Annotated in this window: 15 protein-coding genes and 1 tRNA gene; 3 read left to right on the top strand and 13 right to left on the bottom strand. The window is 29.6% G+C overall.

What is annotated here, in order from left to right; all coding sequences use genetic code 11:
• Positions 1 to 9 precede the first annotated feature (9 nt).
• The 12 genes from murG to IPH62_11085 all read right to left on the bottom strand — a co-directional run bounded on the left by murG (position 10) and on the right by IPH62_11085 (position 12,985).
• On the bottom strand, positions 10 to 1,113 hold the full coding sequence (gene murG, locus IPH62_11140; protein MBK7105826.1) for an undecaprenyldiphospho-muramoylpentapeptide beta-N-acetylglucosaminyltransferase: 1,104 nt from the start codon (positions 1,111 to 1,113) through the stop codon (positions 10 to 12).
• Positions 1,110 to 2,186, bottom strand: a complete 1,077-nt coding sequence (locus tag IPH62_11135) for an FtsW/RodA/SpoVE family cell cycle protein (protein MBK7105825.1) — start codon at positions 2,184 to 2,186, stop codon at positions 1,110 to 1,112. The genes murG and IPH62_11135 overlap by 4 nt, the downstream gene beginning before the upstream one ends.
• Entirely contained in the window at positions 2,183 to 3,532 is a 1,350-nt protein-coding gene (locus IPH62_11130) for a UDP-N-acetylmuramoyl-L-alanine--D-glutamate ligase (protein ID MBK7105824.1), read from the bottom strand. Before IPH62_11130 ends, IPH62_11135 begins: the two co-directional genes overlap by 4 nt.
• The gene (locus IPH62_11125; protein MBK7105823.1) at positions 3,532 to 4,641 is read right to left on the bottom strand and encodes a phospho-N-acetylmuramoyl-pentapeptide-transferase; all 1,110 of its coding nucleotides are present in this window, start codon (positions 4,639 to 4,641) and stop codon (positions 3,532 to 3,534) included. The genes IPH62_11130 and IPH62_11125 overlap by 1 nt, the downstream gene beginning before the upstream one ends.
• Complete coding sequence (locus IPH62_11120; GenBank protein ID MBK7105822.1) at positions 4,641 to 6,017, bottom strand: UDP-N-acetylmuramoyl-tripeptide--D-alanyl-D-alanine ligase; 1,377 nt, start codon at positions 6,015 to 6,017, stop codon at positions 4,641 to 4,643. The genes IPH62_11125 and IPH62_11120 overlap by 1 nt, the downstream gene beginning before the upstream one ends.
• A 1-nt stretch (position 6,018) precedes the next feature.
• A complete protein-coding gene (locus IPH62_11115; protein ID MBK7105821.1) occupies positions 6,019 to 7,482 on the bottom strand; it encodes a UDP-N-acetylmuramoyl-L-alanyl-D-glutamate--2,6-diaminopimelate ligase in 1,464 nt (487 codons plus the stop codon).
• A complete protein-coding gene (locus IPH62_11110; GenBank protein MBK7105820.1) occupies positions 7,482 to 9,488 on the bottom strand; it encodes a PASTA domain-containing protein in 2,007 nt (668 codons plus the stop codon). The genes IPH62_11115 and IPH62_11110 overlap by 1 nt, the downstream gene beginning before the upstream one ends.
• On the bottom strand, positions 9,481 to 9,702 hold the full coding sequence (locus IPH62_11105) for a hypothetical protein (GenBank protein ID MBK7105819.1): 222 nt from the start codon (positions 9,700 to 9,702) through the stop codon (positions 9,481 to 9,483). Before IPH62_11105 ends, IPH62_11110 begins: the two co-directional genes overlap by 8 nt.
• Before the next feature lie 101 nt (positions 9,703 to 9,803).
• Positions 9,804 to 10,724 carry a 16S rRNA (cytosine(1402)-N(4))-methyltransferase RsmH gene (gene rsmH, locus IPH62_11100; protein MBK7105818.1) on the bottom strand — a complete coding sequence of 307 codons (921 nt, stop codon included), beginning with the start codon at positions 10,722 to 10,724 and terminating at the stop codon, positions 9,804 to 9,806.
• Between the two features lie 3 nt (positions 10,725 to 10,727).
• Positions 10,728 to 11,168 carry a division/cell wall cluster transcriptional repressor MraZ gene (gene mraZ / locus IPH62_11095; protein ID MBK7105817.1) on the bottom strand — a complete coding sequence of 147 codons (441 nt, stop codon included), beginning with the start codon at positions 11,166 to 11,168 and terminating at the stop codon, positions 10,728 to 10,730.
• Positions 11,169 to 11,548: 380 nt separating this feature from the next.
• Positions 11,549 to 11,926: a DoxX family protein gene (locus IPH62_11090; GenBank protein ID MBK7105816.1), complete on the bottom strand. Its 378-nt coding sequence runs from the start codon at positions 11,924 to 11,926 to the stop codon at positions 11,549 to 11,551.
• 357 nt (positions 11,927 to 12,283) lie between these two features.
• Positions 12,284 to 12,985 carry a hypothetical protein gene (locus IPH62_11085; protein ID MBK7105815.1) on the bottom strand — a complete coding sequence of 234 codons (702 nt, stop codon included), beginning with the start codon at positions 12,983 to 12,985 and terminating at the stop codon, positions 12,284 to 12,286.
• 429 nt (positions 12,986 to 13,414) lie between these two features.
• Between IPH62_11085 and IPH62_11080 the strand changes: the two genes are divergently transcribed.
• Positions 13,415 to 14,659: a DUF4153 domain-containing protein gene (locus IPH62_11080; GenBank protein ID MBK7105814.1), complete on the top strand. Its 1,245-nt coding sequence runs from the start codon at positions 13,415 to 13,417 to the stop codon at positions 14,657 to 14,659.
• Positions 14,660 to 14,809: 150 nt separating this feature from the next.
• A complete protein-coding gene (gene serA, locus IPH62_11075; GenBank protein ID MBK7105813.1) occupies positions 14,810 to 16,054 on the top strand; it encodes a phosphoglycerate dehydrogenase in 1,245 nt (414 codons plus the stop codon).
• A gap of 380 nt (positions 16,055 to 16,434) precedes the next feature.
• Here serA and IPH62_11070 read toward each other — a convergent pair.
• Positions 16,435 to 16,508, bottom strand: a tRNA-Thr gene (locus tag IPH62_11070).
• Positions 16,509 to 16,567: 59 nt separating this feature from the next.
• Between IPH62_11070 and IPH62_11065 the strand changes: the two genes are divergently transcribed.
• Complete coding sequence (locus IPH62_11065; GenBank protein MBK7105812.1) at positions 16,568 to 17,572, top strand: site-specific integrase; 1,005 nt, start codon at positions 16,568 to 16,570, stop codon at positions 17,570 to 17,572.
• Positions 17,573 to 17,601 lie beyond the last annotated feature (29 nt).

The raw sequence follows: 17,601 nt of genomic DNA, 5'->3' as shown, positions 1-17,601 counted from the left end.
CACGCACTCTTAATTTTTATTTAATTCAGCTAATTTTATTACTTCTTCTGCAATTACCTTTGCTGCATTAGGTTTCGAAAAACTTTTTATATTCTTGCTTAATTTATTTAGCAAAATTTCATCCGTAATTGATTTTAAAATTAAACTGCCTAATTTCAGATTCAATTCGGAATCTTCAATTAACAATGCAGCATAATTATCAGATAAAGATTTAGCATTTTTATATTGATGATTTGCAGCAACATTTTTAGAAGGAATAAATAAAACTGGTAATCCTAAATATGCAATTTCTGCAATTGTTGTTGCACCTGCTCTGGCAACTATTAAATCGCATGCGGAATATGCTTTTTCCATTTCTGTTATAAAGGGAAATATTTTTACATTTTCATTTGTAAGAGATTTATAATCATCATAATACAATTCACCAGTTTGCCAAATTATCTGGACATTATTGTTTGATAGAAAATTTAAATTTTCTTTTATTGCAAAATTTATTGATGCTGCACCCAGACTTCCGCCCAATACAAGCAAAGTTTTTTTATTTTCAGATAATTTGAAATGTTGCAAAGATTTTTTTTTACCAAATAGTTTTAACGTTGTACGTATTGGGTTTCCGCTTAGTTTTAATTTTTCTTGATACTTAAAATATTTTTTTGAATCTTCAAAACTTAAATGTATTTGATCCGCTCTTTTTTCAAGCATTCTATTTGTTACACCCGGAAAACTATTTTGTTCAAGTAAGATAACTTTAGCTCCAAATAATTTTGCCATTATTATAATTGGACCTGAAACATATGCTCCAGCACCAATTGCAACTTTAGGTTTATAATTAAAATTAATTATGAACGATTGAACAGAACCAATTACCAACTTTATTGGAAATAATAAATTCTTAATTGTTAAATTTCTTCTAAATCCACTTATCCAAATTGTTTTAAACTTGTAACCAAGCTGCGGAATAACTTTTGCTTCAATTTTATTTTTTGTCCCTACAAAAAGAATATTAGAATTTGGCATCAGTAATTTTAATTGTTCAGCAACAGCAACCGCGGGATATAAGTGTCCACCGGTTCCGCCGGCAGCAAAAATAAAATTATAATTTTTACTGCTCATGCTCTTGCCCGTCTGGTTTCTCTGAATTTATCAGATATTAAAGCAATATTAATTAGTATCCCTAATGAGATTGAAAATATTATTATGGATGTTCCGCCAAAACTTATAAACGGTAATGTTATACCGGTTGTTGGTAAAAGTCCAAGCCCAACAGCAACATGAATGAATGCGCTCATTACAATTGTAAATGAAATGCCAAAAGCCAAAAGCTGACCAAAATCATCTTTTGCTTTTTTTGCAATTAAAAGTCCAACAAAAAATATTGCCATATAAGCGAATAAAATTGCTAACGCACCAAAAAAACCAAGTTCCTCGCCAACGACTGAAAACACAAAATCATTATGGGGTTCCGGAAGGAATAAATCACTTTGTCTGCTCTTTCCAATTCCCAATCCAAAAAGTCCGCCACTGCCTAGTGCAATTTTTGACTGCAGAACTTGCAGATTTATACTTCCACCTTCGGTAATGCTATGGATGAAACTTAAAATTCTTCCTCTAGAATGCGGAAATGCCATTGCACCAACACCGCCAATTATTCCAACACCGCCAATTATTCCGCCTAAATGTAAAACTTTTGCCCCGGCAACATAAAGTAATACAAAAGAAGTTGAAGCAACAATAATTGTTGTACTAACATTCGGCTGAACAAAAATTAAAAGACATACAGCCCCGATCCAAAGCAGCATATACTTTAAGCCATTGTTAAAATCTTTTATTGTATCGCCTTTTTTTTCAATAAGTACTGCCAAATGAATAAGTAAAAATATTTTAGCAAACTCAGAAGGTTGAAAGCTCATAAAACCCAAATTCATCCATCTTGATGCACCTTTTACTGCCGGTGAGAAAAGTGTGTAAACTAGAGCTAGAATAATTCCAACAAGCATATATTTACTAATATTTTTATAATTCTTGTAAGGAATTACAGCAAATAAAACAAAAGCAGCAGTTGCGAAAACAACTTTTCCTATATGAGAAATAAAAAATGTATATCCTCTTGCGGAGAAAATTACTATTGCTCCAAGTACGATTAGAAACAATACAATACCAATAAGTATTCTAGCTAAATTCTTCATTCTATACTATTCACAATTGATTTAAATTGAAATCCGCGATCTTCATAATTTTTAAACATATCAAAACTTGCACAAGCCGGTGATAGCAATACAATATCACCGTCTGAAGCTTCACTCAATCCATTTTTAACAGCAGTATTAAGGGAATCAACTATTTCTACCGGCTTAATATTTTTGAAAAAATCAAAAACTTTTTGTGAAGAAGAACCGATTGCATATATTTTTTTTACTCTTTTTTTAACTTCTTCTTTAATATCGTTATAATTATTGCCTTTGTCTTTACCGCCTAATATTAAATAAATTGGCTCCTCAAAACTTCTTAATGCATACCAAACAGAATCAACATTTGTTGCCTTTGAATCATTTATAAATTTGATTCCATTAATTTCCTTTACAAACTCTAATCTATGTTCAACACCTTTAAACGTTCCAAGTGAAGTTTTTATTAATTCTTTATCGATTCCAATTTTCATTGCAACATTAATTACTGCCATTGAGTTCATTAAATTATGGTCGCCTTTAAGCAACAAATCTTCAACTTGGCAAATGTCTTCTTCATAATCATCTTGAGCATAAACAATCCAATCATCATCAAGGAAGCAACCATTACTTATGTTTTTTTCAATTGAGAAAGCTGATAGATTAACTTTGCTTGATACATAACCCACAGGAATATTTTCATCATCACCGTTATAGATAAAAGTATGTTGTTCATTTTGATTCTTAATAATTCTCATTTTTGATTTTATGTAAAGATCAAATCTGTTTTCATATCTATCCAAATGATCTGGAGTAATATTCAACATTATTGCAAAGTCAGGTGTAAATAGGTCAATAAAATCAAGCTGAAAACTTGAAACTTCTAAAACCACAAAATCATTTTTTCCCAGATCATCAACAATTTCTGAAAAAGGCAAACCTATATTACCGGCTGCATAAGCTTTGAGTCCGGAATTATTCAAAACATGCTCACACAAACTTGTTGTTGTAGTTTTTCCATTTGTTCCAGTAATTGCAATAATCTTTGCTTTGCAAAACCAATATGCAAATTCTATTTCACTTACAATTTTTATCCCGCGCAAATTTGCTTCAACAATTACTTTTGAATTTGACGGAACTCCAGGACTTGTTACAATAAAATCACAATCAAATATTTTTTCTGAATGTTGCCCAAGTTCATATTCAATATTAAGTTCATCTAAGACAGAAATATTTTTTCTAATTTCAGAATTATCGCTCATATCGCTAACGAATGGAATAGCACCTTTTTTTTGTGCTAATTTTGCAGCACTTATTCCACTTCTAACAGCACCAAGAATGCTTATTTTTTTATTTAGTATATCCATTAACGTATTTTGAATGATGCTAAACTTACAATTGCTAAAATTATTGTTATGATATAAAATCTAATTACAATCTTTGGTTCTGCCCATCCCATAAGCTCGTAGTGGTGATGTATTGGAGCCATTCTAAAAACTCTTTTACCTTCTCCGGTTTTCTTTTTTGTGTACTTAAAATAAAGTCTTTGAATTATTACAGATATTGTTTCAAGAAAAAATACACCGCCCAGTAAGGGAATTAGTAATTCTTTTTTTATTAAGATAGCTATAATTCCAAAAGCTCCACCCAAAGCCAAAGAGCCTGTATCGCCCATGAATACTTGCGCTGGATAAAAATTAAACCAGAGAAATCCCAAACCAGCACCAATAAAGGCTGCAATAAAAACTGTAAGTTCACCGGAACCTGGCAAGTATATTACATTTAAATAATCTGCATAAATTCTGTTTCCAGAAACGTAACTAAGTATAGCAACTGCAAGCATTACTATTACCATTGATCCGATTGCTAATCCGTCTAAACCATCTGTTAAGTTTACGGCATTTGATGTCGCAGTAATAATAAAAATTACCATAGGGATATAAAACAATGAAAAATCGAAATTTAGATTTTTCATAAATGGCAAAGTTGTTTGAGTATTATATTCACTAAACTCTGGTAAAAAATAAATTGCACATCCAACTACAAGCCCTATTATTACTTGACCTAATAGTTTATATCTTGCAATTAATCCTTTTGATTTTTTCATTACAACTTTTAGGTAATCATCTACAAATCCAACTATCCCCAGCCATAATGTTCCAATTAAAACAAGAATAATGTATGAACTATTTATATCAGCCCAAAGTAAAACTGGTACAACTACTGAAAATATTATTATTACTCCGCCCATTGTTGGTGTTCCAGCCTTAAGCTTATGTGTTTGCGGACCTAATTCTCTTATAGTTTCACCAATTTGCTTTCTTCTTAAGTAAGTAATAATCTTTGGTCCAACATAGAATGCTAAAAACAACCCAGTTATTGCGGCAAGCGCCGATCTAAACGACAAAAATTTAAATATTCCAAATCCAGGCGGTGCATAAAGCTCATTTAAGTAATTAAAAAGATGATATAGCATTATGCATTTTTCCTTTTAATAGTTTCTACAAATTCTTCCATGTGCATTCCTCTTGAACCTTTAACCAAAATAACCGAATCACCATAGTTTAAAGTTTCAAGAAAAGAATTCATTTTTTTTCTATTATCAAAATGAAAACGTGATAAATTGCCTAATTTTATTGAGTCATTTAAGTATTTGGTATTTTTACCGATTGAAATAAGTAAGTTAATTTTCGCATGTTTAATATTTTCTGCAAGATTTGTATGAATTTGTTTTGCATCTTCACCTAATTCAAACATATCTCCAAGTACAAGAATTTTATTTTTTCTTTTTGTAAAGTTTGATAAAACTTCAACTGCATTTTTTACACTTTCCGGATTTGCATTATATGTGTCATCAATTATTGTAAAATTTTTGTAATCAAACTCGAACAATCTCCCTTTTACCGGTTGTAATGTTTTTATAGAATTAATAATATCATTTTTACTTAAACCTAATTTTAAGCATACTGTTATTGCTGTTATAAGGTTCTGAACATTTGCTTTGCCAAGTAACGGAATTGTTAATGTTAAACTTTTGTTAAATCCTTCTATCTTTATTTTATATTTTGAATCGTTAGTAATTCCAAGAATATTATAATTTACATCAACATTTTTATTAGAACCAAAGGTTAAAGCATTCTTGCGAATTTTAATTTGATTCCTCAATATTTTATCATCAGCATTTAAAAAAATATTTCCATCTTCCTTGACAAAATCAAACAACTTTACTTTTTCTTCAAAAACTTTTTCTACGGATTTCAAATATTCTAAATGTGAAGAACCGATATTTGTTATTAGTGCAAAATCCGGTTGTGCAATTTTTGCCGTGTATTCAATTTCACCAAAATGATTTGTACCATGCTCAAGCACAATAAAATCAACATTTTTTGGTGTCGATAAAATTGTTAATGGAACTCCAATATTATTATTATTATTTAAAATTGTTTTATGAATTTTATATTTTGATGAAAGTAAATGAGAAACCATTTCTTTTGTTGTAGTTTTTCCGTTACTTCCGGTAATAGAAATAACTTTTCTGGAAAATTTATTTCGCCAGATATTTGCTAATTCACCGTAAGCCATAACAGTATTTTTTACGGAAATAATCGGCAAATCAACATTATCTAATAACGCAATTTTTTTTCTATTTACAACAATTGCTGAAGCACCTTTGTTTATTGCTTCATTAATGTAATTATGACCATCAAAATTTTTACCTTTAATTGCAACAAATAAAGAATTCTTTTTAATTGTTCTTGTATCAGTCGAAACAGAAGAAACCGATTTATATAAATCCGGATTGTAGATTACTGATGATGAAAGATTAAATATGTCTTCTAAAGTTATTTTCATTCTATAAATATTTTTCCGCAACTTTTTTATCTGAGAAATAATTTCTAATACCATTAATTTCTTGATAATTTTCATGCCCTTTTCCGGCGATTAAAATTACCGCGTTGTCTTCACTTTCTTTGATTGCTGATTTTATTGCACTTTCTCTATCTTCAATTACTTTAAAATTTCTTGAATTCAGATTTGAAGTAATGTCTTTAATAATATCATAAGGATCTTCACTTCTAGGATTATCTGAAGTTACATAAACAAATTTGCTGTTATCGGTTGCAATTTTTCCCATAATCGGTCGTTTTGTTTTATCTCTATCGCCGCCGCAGCCAAAAACAGTATAAATTGGTCTATCGGTTTTAACAATGTGTTTTATTGCATCCAATGCTTGCTGCAGGCTATCAGCAGTGTGCGAATAATCAACAATTACTTTTTTCTTTTCAGATGAAATAACTTCAAATCTTCCCGGAACTTGTTTGGTTGAGTAAATTCCTTCAATTGATTTTAAAATAGAAATATCAGAAAACACTGATGCACCAATTGCCGCTGCGGCATTGTAAGCATTAAACTGACCAATTAATTTTGTTTCCACACTATAATTTTGATTCTGAAAATTCAAATCAAACTTAGTTCCATCAAGATTATACTCAAGATTATTTATTTTAAAGTCTGAATTAACATTTAATGAATATGAAATTTTATATGCTTTCGTCTCAGACAACAATGAGGAATAATTTTCATCATCTTTATTAAAAATTATTTTTGCATCTTTTTTCATTGAAGTAAAGAATTTCTTTTTTGCACTTAAATAATTTTCGAATGTTTTGTGATAATCCAAATGATCTGAAGTTATATTTGTAAAAACTCCAACATTAAAATCAAGATCTGAAACTCTTTCCATTTCTACCGAGTGAGATGAAACTTCCATTATACAATTTGCACATCCCTCTTTTACCATCTCGTACATCAATTCATTTATAATATGAGATTCCGGTGTTGTTAGTTTTGTAGGAATTTCAATTTCACCAATCATATTTTTATTTGTACCAATTAAGCCGGATTTCAATTCGGCATTTTCAAAAATATTCTTTAAGAAATATGAAGTAGTTGTTTTCCCTTTTGTACCGGTTATTCCAACAAGATTTAATTTTGCAGAAGGATTTTCATAATATTCGCTTGAAATTTTAGAAAGTGCCAATCTTGCGTTTTTAACTAAAACTTTTGCAACATTATTGCTGCTTAATAATCTATCCACATTGGGATTTTCGTCTTCTAAAACAACTGTTGATACTCCATTACTAACTGCTTGTTGAATATATTTATGTCCGTCTGTTTTTAATCCTTTAAGAGCAAAAAATATTGAGCCTTTTTGTGCTTCTCTTGAATCAATAGTTATTTTATTAATTTCAATAATTTCAGGATTACCTACTACTTGAACGACTGAAACACTATTTAATATTTTGCTTAACAACATTAGTTTTTCCCCAATGTTGTGTTTGAACAAACTAATTGACACTCGGTCTTTGAGGAAATTGAACTTCCGGATTTTACACTTTGACTAACAATTCTTCCGTAACCTTCAATCGAATATTTGATATTTAATTCACTCAAAATAGAAACTGCTTCTCTAATAGTTTTGTTTATTAAATTCGGCATTATAGATTTTTTAATTTTTAGTTTAGATTTCTCTTTCGTATTCTCATGAGAAACATTTGCGAACGATGTTTCCTCATCACGTTTATCAACTATATTTACTTCGGTCATTAAATTTTGAATAAGCTCGTTTCGCTCAATCTTATTTTTATTTCTTTTTATAGAAAAATCTGTTTCAAGAATTTTTGATGTAATGTTTTTAAAAATTGGAGCGGCTGCTTGCCCGCCATATCTTCCAACTTGCGGTGCATCAAGTAAAATAAAACAAATGATTTTGGGATCTTCTACAGGAAAAAATCCGATAAATGATGAATTATATTCCCAGCTTGAGTATCTGCCATTTACTAATTTTTGTGCAGTTCCCGTTTTCCCGCCGACGAAAACATTATTCTGTTTAGCGTTTGAACCAGTTCCGTTTTCAACCACGCCTAACATAATATCTTTCATTCTATTGGAAGTCTCTTCGCTTATTACTCGTCTAATTTTATTAGTTTCAAATTCTTCTTCAACTTCTCCATTTGATTCTAATATTTTTTTTAGAACAAATGGCTGAAGCAAATTTCCACCATTAATAATTGCTGAATAAGCCATGACCATTTGAATTGGAGTTACTGAAATTTCATAACCATGAGACATGAATGCTTTGCTTATTCTTGAAAACTGATTTGGTTTTTTAAGATTCCCTCTTGTTTCTCCAAGTAAATCAATTGATGTAAAATTTCCAAAACCAAAATCTCTTAAACCTTTATAAAAATCATTGCTGTTTATTTTTTCACTGAGCTTAACCATTCCAATATTACTGGATTGTTCAAGCACGCCTCTTACTGTTAAAGTTGAAAATTCATGCGTATCACTTATTAAAGCACCTTTAATTCTATATCTTCCGTTCTCAGTATTTACAATATTATTTTCTTCAACTAAATTTTGATCCAGTAGCATTGCCATAACTATTGATTTCATTGTTGAACCCGGCTCATATGTATCGGTTAATGCTCGGTTTCTTCTTGAGAAATCATCAAATGTATTATATTCGTTAGGATCATAATCCGGAACATTTGCCATTGCTAAAATCTCGCCGGTTTGCGGATTTGCAATTATTCCAATTCCCGATTTTGCTTTATAGAGATTTACCCCATCTAATAATTCTGTCACCAATATTTTTTGATAAACTTTATCAATTGTAAGCTGAAATGAATAGCCAGGAACCGGAGAAACAGATTCATCATAATTTATTGAAACAGTTTTGCCAATTGCATCATTTTCAATATGAAGCTCGCCGTCAATTCCGCGTAATTGTTCATTGTACATTTTTTCAAGCCCGGCAAGACCTTCAGACTGCTTATCAACATAACCTAAAATGTGCGAAGTAATATTTTTATACGGATAAACTCTTGTATAATCTTCAACTTTAAAAAATCCATCAACAACAAAATTGTTTAGTAAGAGAGATTTATCTTTGGGAATTTTTTTCTCAAGACAAACATTTCCCTTACTGTTATTTATCATTCTAATATATTTTTTTGAGTCTGTCTTAAAAATTTTTGCAAGTTCTTTCGCAACTTTCTCTTTACTTTTGGTTCTTTTTTTCAGCATTCTTGCATCAGCAAAAAGAGAAACATCATCTTTTGTATATGCTAATATTTCTCTGTTACGATCATAAATAATTCCACGCTCAGCTTTAACAATATGTACAGAATTTTGCTGCTTATCAGCTTTAGCTTTATATGTAGTATGATCTCCAATCTGCACAGAGAATAATTGAATTACCAATCCCACAAAGGCAACAAGTACAAAAATCAATATGAGTAATGCGCGATTATTATTCATACTTTTTGCTTATAAATTTTTTGATATTTTCAATTTGGTTTTTATTCACAGAAATTTTACTTAAGTTATCAATTCTTACAAGTGCAAATTTATCTTTAGCTTTTTGTACAACTTCATCTTCAGAAGTTAGTCTTTGCAGTTCAACTTTTTTTATTTCTAGTTTATTTTCTTTTTCTCTTAGTTCTTCTAATTTAAGATTCTTAAACGCATTCAAGTTTTTGATTTCTTTAATTGTAAACATGTATGCGAATAGTAATGGAGCAATTGTAAAAACAACTATAAAAACATTCTTAAAAAAGCCGCTGCTTTTTTTTGTTATATTTTTTGTGCTGCTCTTAATTTTGCACTCCTTGATCTTGGATTATTTTTAATTTCAATTTCATCGGCAACTAATGGTTTTCTTGTAATTATTTGCAATCTGCTTTTTTTTGTGCAAACACATACAGGAACTTCCGGAGGACAAACACAGCTTAATGATTCATACTTAAAAAAATCTTTCACAATTCTGTCTTCCAATGAGTGATAAGAAAGAATTACTATTCTTCCGCCTTCATTCAACAATTCAACTGACTTTTCTAAAAATAATTTCAGCTCTTCAAGTTCATTATTTACATAAATTCTTAATGCTTGAAAAACTCTTGATAAAGTTTTATTTAAATGTTTTACCGGAACAATTTTTTGAATTATTTCTTTTAGCTGAGTTGTAGTTTTAATAAACTTTTTTTCTCTTTCTGCTAAAATTTGTCGCGCAATTTTTCTTGAATTTTTCTCCTCACCAAATTGAAAAATCACATCTGCAATTTCGTTTGCATCGGCAGAATTGATAAATTTATAAGCAGGCTCGCCAATTGTTTTATTCATTCGTAAATCAAGATCTGCTTCTTCTCTATATGTAAAACCAGAATCTGCATTATCAAATTGAAACGATGAAACGCCTAAATCGGCAAAAATTCCATCATAACCGTTTATGCCTTCTACAAGAGAAATGTTTTTTATTTCCGTAAAACTTGAATTATAAATTGTGATTCTATCATCACCGGAAAATAAATTTTCACAATAATTAATTGCAGCGATGTCTTTATCTGTTGCAATAATTTTTGAATTATTATCAAGATGACGTAAAAAATTTGAAGAATGTCCTCCAAAACCAAGAGTGCCGTCAAAGTATGTGCCCGATAGATTTTTTACTAATAGTTCTGTTGTTTCATCCAACATAACCGGCACATGATAAGCCATACGTCAAGCACCCATAACTTTTTTAGCTACTTCTTCAAAGGATAGCTCACTGGTTTTTAAGTATTCTTCGTAAATGTTGGGATTCCAAATTTCGATTCTTTTAATTGCACCAAGTATAAGAACATCTTTTTCGATTTGAGCGTATTCAATTAAATTTTTTGGAATTAATAATCTGGCTTGGGTATCAAGTTTATCTTCAGATGCCTGCTGTAAAAACATTCTCAGAAAAAGTGCATCATTGGGTTCAAAACTGTTTAAATTTTTCAATTTCTCGTTTACTAATTCTTCCCAAAGATTCATTGGATAAATATCAATACATTTGGCAGTTCCTCTGGTTAACACAAAAGAGTCATTAGCTTTTGGGTCCAAAAATTTTCTCAGTTTAGCAGGAATGCTAACTCTGCTTTTTGAGTCAATTGAGTAATTAAAACTGCCTAAAAACATTAACTTATCCTATTATTTGGGAATATTAAACACTTTTACCCACTACAAGAAAAATAATGCTTTTATAGTTCAAAAGTCAAGTTTTTTTTACCACTTTATTGATATTTTAAGAAATATATTTGATACGAAATTTTTCGATTATTTTAGTAAATACACAAAGAGATATACATTTTGGAAAAATACTTTTAAATAGTGATCGATTGATTTATGATTGTTGGCTGTAAATTTTTTGTAGGATAAAATATGACAAAAATTTGTTAGGATTTCTTAATGAAAATTATTTGAGGAGTTTAGAAAATAGAGATTGAAATCCATCAATCTCTAATATTAAATATCTTCTGATTAGAAATTTATTTGAATAAAAAAAAAAGTGTTTGATTTTATTTAATCATCGACAGATATTTTGCACGATTCTCTATAATTACCCAAATGTTAATTGCAAAAAGTATAATTGCAATCGGTAATCCGGAAGGTTCGTTTACAATATGAGTTAAAAGAATTCCTACCATAACCGGAAAAATAACAACTGCGCCAAGTGCCCTAAATTTAGGAATCATAAAAAGAATTCCGCCTATTATTTCAGCAACCGCAATTAATGGTAATAACCAACCAATTACAACAAATGCTTCAAACAATTTCATCATTTCTTCCGGCATATTTTCAGGCATTGGCATATAATTAAAAAATTTATTTAATCCCGCGTTTATGAACATTAATCCGAACAAAATACTAACGACTAATAAAATTTTACCTTTTATATCTTTCATAAAATTTTCCTTTTCATTTTTTGCAGTTTCCTATCGTTCTTGTATTTAAAATACAAATTATCTTATTAAATAATTCTAAAATATTTTAAATATCATTCCGGGATATGTTAGCTAACGGATGAGAATCTGTTAAATTCTCTTTGGGTTCGCGAAATTCTGCCAAACTCAGGAAAATTCATGGAAATGACAAGCAATATTAATTTAACTTTTAAAAAGTTAAAATTATTTTTTTATCTAAAGAAAAAAAAGATTGAATTAATTTATTATGATTTATACAAATAAATTTTTAATTATTTGTGTTGACTTTTTCCCCCATCTCAAAACTTATTTGCACAATGAGTTAAAAAATCATTCACTACTAATTATGTTTAAGTTTACAATAAAACCAATATGAAATGATAAGAAATCAGTTTTGGATTTTTGTGCTTCAAAAATCGGATTTCCATTATTATCAACTTCAATCAAACTTTCCTCAGTAAGATATTCTGCTTCTGTTCCATATAAATATCGTGATTTAAAATCTAAAAAAACTGCATCAACATTTTCCATTTCACCGGCAATTTTAATTTGCAAGCCAACGCCTCCGCCATAATTCCATGTGAAATCATCATAATTTGTTGTGGACGCAATGTCTTCATCTTCATAATCAGCACGGACAGAAGACTGAGTAAATATATATGATCCGCCGAAAAGTCCTTCAGCATAAGGTCTAATTGTTCCAAAGAAAGGGCTAATCTGCATTAACACATGTAAATTTGCCAGACTATTTGTCCTGCTTAAATTTAAATAAACTCCGGGAAATCCAATCCAAGGTCTTCGTTCATCTACTTGACCATAAACCATATAACCCAGATCAACACCAATTGTATAAGGCATTTCGTGAGATGGAGTCCAAAAAGTTCCATGTAATTGTCCGCCAAATCCCATTCTATCAACATTTGATCTAAATTCTCCTTGCGGATAACCAAACATAAAACTTAGTCCAATTTGTTGAGAATAGTTTGTTGAAACAAACGAAATTATAAAAAGTAATATCAATATTTTTTTCATGTTTTCCCCTTCAAAAATTTGTATTACAATAGACGTTTAGAAATTAAAATTTCTTCATTGTAAAATAGAAAAATCTTAGAGTTGTAAAGAATATTTTTCTTAAAATCTAATTAGAAAATAAATTATAAAAAATGTAACACTTTAAAACTTTGGATTACCATCTACCAACTTTAGAATTATTGAATGACAAATAATTCACATTGCTTTCAAAAGTTGCAAAATTAATTTTAAATATTATGTAGAAAATTTTTGGGAACGAATTTTAGTTTGGCCATGTTCAACTCTCGTAATTTATTTTTAGGAAAAATCTGAAATCTTTTTACCGCAACAATGTATGTTAACTTTCTTAATGAAATTTATCATCTAAATAAATCATATATTTCCAGTGTTGACGCACTGAAATTTTTCACTAAAAAAAACATCACTCACATGAAACAACAAATAATTGAAAACATTAATAATCCAGAAAATCTCGAAAAATTATATCGAGAGAATAAAGAGGATTTTACCAAAAATTTTGCCGTAATATCTAATGATTATAATTCCGATTTAGTAGAATTTTGGAAAGTTCGCTTAGCTCCGGAAACAGAAAATGAGTTTATAGGATTTAGTAAAATTGATTTATTGATTGTGATTATTCTTTCTTTAGCAACGGGAATTTTAGCAAAACTTCCGAATGTTTTTTCTCAACTTAGTAATGAAATTTTTTATCAAAGAAATTTAGCAATAATAGTTTGCAACGGATTGATACTTTATACTTTTTATCAAAATAAAATTTATGATGTGAAGAAGTTTTTGATTTACGGATTTACAACCTTGATTTTATTGGTGTTTGTAAACTTATTACCCTATCACACAAGCGATTCAATCATTCTTTCACAACTTCACATTCCGCTATTTTTATGGTGTTTATTCGCACTTACTTTTATTTCATTTGATTTTAAGAATACCAGAAGAAAAATTGAGTTCATTCGTTTTAACGGCGAACTTTTGATAATGACGGGACTATTAATTATTTCCGGAGGATTGCTTACGGCAATTACCTTAAACTTATTCAATGTAATAGATATGAATATTGAAAAATTTTATTCTGAAAATATTGTTTTAATCGGAGGCGTATCTTCGCCAATTGCAGCTTACTTTTTGATTCGTTTATATCCAAATATTACAAGCAAAATTGCGCCAGTAATTGCAAGAGTTTTCACTCCATTAGTTTTAATTACACTTGTTGTTTATTTAATTTCTATGGTTTTCTCAAACAGCAAAATTCTTGAAGATAGAAATCTGCTATTGGTTTTTAATGCTTTGTTATTGGCTGTGATGGCAATAATTGTTTTTTCCGTTTCGGAACTTGATAAAACAAAAGATAAAAATATAAATGTTTTGATATTATTTGCGTTAGCGGTTTTGGCTATTGTAATAAACTCAATTGCATTAACGGCAATAATAACAAGATTTTCTTCAGGAATAACACCAAACAGAACCGTAGTTTTGTTATCAAATGTTTTGATATTTGTTAACTTAATTTTAATTGCAAAGGATTTGCTGCAATCTTACTTTAAAATTACTAAACTCGATTTAGTAGAAAGTACGGTTGCGAAATATTTAACAATTTATTTTGCATATACAATTTTGGTAATTTTTATTCTTCCATTTGTGTTTGGAATGAAATAAAAAGTGTAGGTTATTTTGAAAGAGTTTAATTAGATTCGCATTTAATTTGTGATAAAAATATTCTAAAATATTATTAAAATCTTCAATTGAAATTCGTTAAAATTAACCGCTTTTTTTTAAAAGTAGTTTGATAGCAAAAATGAGAAAAATATGGAAATCCAAAATAAGTCATATTCATTAGCAAAAGAAAAAATAAAAGTATTATTGCTCGAAGGCTTGCATGAAAACGCTCACAACTTCTTTGCCGAGAACGGTTTTAGCAATGTTGAGTGTTATAATAAATCTTTTGAAAAAGAAGAACTGATTGAAAAAATAAAAGATGTTCATATTATTGGAATACGTTCCAAGACTAACTTAACAAATGAAGTTTTATCACATGCAAAAAAATTGGTTGCTATTGGCTGCTATTCCATTGGTACGAACCAAGTTGATCTTGATTCTGCACGCCAATTTGGAATTCCGGTTTTTAATGCGCCTTTTTCAAATACAAGATCTGTGGCTGAATTAGTTATAAGCGAATGTATCTTTTTAATTAGAGGAATACCGGAGAAAAATTTTAATGCACATGATGGAAAGTGGGAAAAGGATTCATCCCATTCTTTCGAAGTTAGAGGAAAGAATTTGGGAATTGTCGGTTATGGGCATATTGGTTCTCAAGTTTCAATTCTTGCGGAAGCAATGGGAATGAATGTTTTCTACTTTGATATAACAAAAAAGTTGAATTACGGAAATGTAACAGCCTGTGCAACTTTAGAAGAATTATTGAAAATATCTGATATTGTAACGCTTCATGTTCCCGAAAATGAAACAACAAAAAATATGATTAGTGCCCGCGAATTATCATTAATGAAGAAAGGAGCTTTACTCATTAATGCAGCGCGCGGAACTGTTGTGAATCTTGATGACCTATATAATTCCTTAGAACAAAAGCATATTGCCGGTGCAGCGATTGATGTTTATCCCGAAGAACCTGCATCTAACAATATTCCATTTGTTAACCCGTTGCAAAAATTTCAGAATGTAATACTTACACCTCACATTGGCGGAAGTACTTTAGAAGCTCAAGCTAATATTGCTCTAGAAGTTTCTGATAAACTAGTTCATTATTGTGATGTTGGATCTTCAATTGGGGCAACAAATTTTGTTCAGATCTCGCTTACACCAAATCTTGATCGTCAGAGATACTTACACATTCACAAAAATCAACCGGGTGTTTTGAATAAAATTACAAATGTATTCACTTCAAGAAATCTAAATATTGCATCTCAGTATTTACAGACAGATGCTTACATAGGTTATGTAATTATTGATATCGATAGCAAAGAACACACTGAAGATATTATTAGAGAACTGAAAGCCATTCCAGAAACAATAAAAGCAAGAATGCTTCTTTAGATATTGGTGGTTTAGTAAAGTAGCGGATTTAATATTTCAAAACTGAGTAGTAAAAAAAGTTGATTAAATTAAATGTTGTTTAGTAATTCACACGAAAAAATAAGCTCTATTAGTATCGCTGGATTTATCTTTTGAAACACCAAATTCATTGGCAAATGAGATCAGTATTTGAAGATAATGTAATTGCATTCGTTTGGGAACTTGAATAGATACACAATGTCTTCATCAGTTTCTCAGATTGTTTAATAAGATTTTGATATCCTAAAGTAATTACAATTTTAATAACAAATCTTATTAAAATTGAAAAAAATGTTGCTTTAGAGGCAGTTGAGGGAATTCTAAAAAGTGCGTTTTCAGCTCATTTTCAACAGTTACCGAGCCAACTGGGGGAATCGAACCCCCGACCTACTCATTACGAATGAGTTGCTCTACCAGCAATAACAATAACTTAGCTTCAAGTGGTTACTTATTTGGTGAACAATTTCCCTAATGAACCTCTAAATAGGAGGTTTTATGTTTCTTTCAAAACGTGCAAATGGTTACTACTATATTTATTTCGATAACGAACTTGGCAAAAGAAATAAGGTATCAACTAAGACCAAATTTAAGAAAGAGGCTTATGAATTTTTAACCCATTTCAGTAAAGAACATAGTTCAAAGTTCATAAACGGAATTGAGAAAATTGATTTGAATACATTTACAAATGAGTATTATAAATTTTCCTTGAATATTCACAGACCTAAAACAACTGAATCTCTAAAATGGGTTTTTAAGGATTTCCAAAAGTTCTTAGGTAATCCATTTCTACACGAAATAACTTTACAAAGTATTCAAGACTATCTAAACTTTAAACGAAAAATATCAATCTACACAGTTCAAAAACATTTAGCCTATTTAAGAAGTGCTTTTAACTATGCACATAGACATAAATATATCTCAAAGAATTATTTTACTGATATTCCAAACTTTAGGATTCCAGAAAAGCAACCTAAGTTTTTTACAAAGAATGAATATCAACTTCTTTTTAATTCAGTAACGGAACTATGGTTTAGGGATATAATAGAAATTGCCTATAATACTGGAATGAGGCAAATGGAAATATTGACTTTAAACTGGAATCAAGTCGATTTACCAAACAAATCAATTACTTTAGACAATCAGAATTATATAAATAAAAGTAAGAGAGTAAGGCAAGTATATTTATCTAAAAGAGCTTGTGAAATTATTAACAGACTTTATAAATTTAAAAATTGTGACTTACTATTCCACAATAATTTTAAAGAATTTAAACAAGACCATATCTCAAAGAAGTTTAAGAAACACGTAAGACGTTTAGAAATAAATCAATCATTAAATTTCCATTCTTTGCGTCATTCGTTTGCTTCTAGGTTAGTTCAAAATGGAGTAAGTATTTATCATGTATCTAAATTACTAGGTCATGCAGATATAAAGACAACTGAAATATATGCACACTTAAGAGCTGAGGATTTGAAGGAATCTGTAGAAATGTTGAATTAGTTTTTAAATTTGTAAATATTTGGACATTA

Source organism: Ignavibacteriota bacterium (genome assembly GCA_016708125.1).
Taxonomy (GTDB): Bacteria; Bacteroidota; Ignavibacteria; order Ignavibacteriales; family Melioribacteraceae.
Note: the sequence above shows the minus strand (reverse complement) of the source record. Positions and strands in the feature narration are given on the sequence as shown.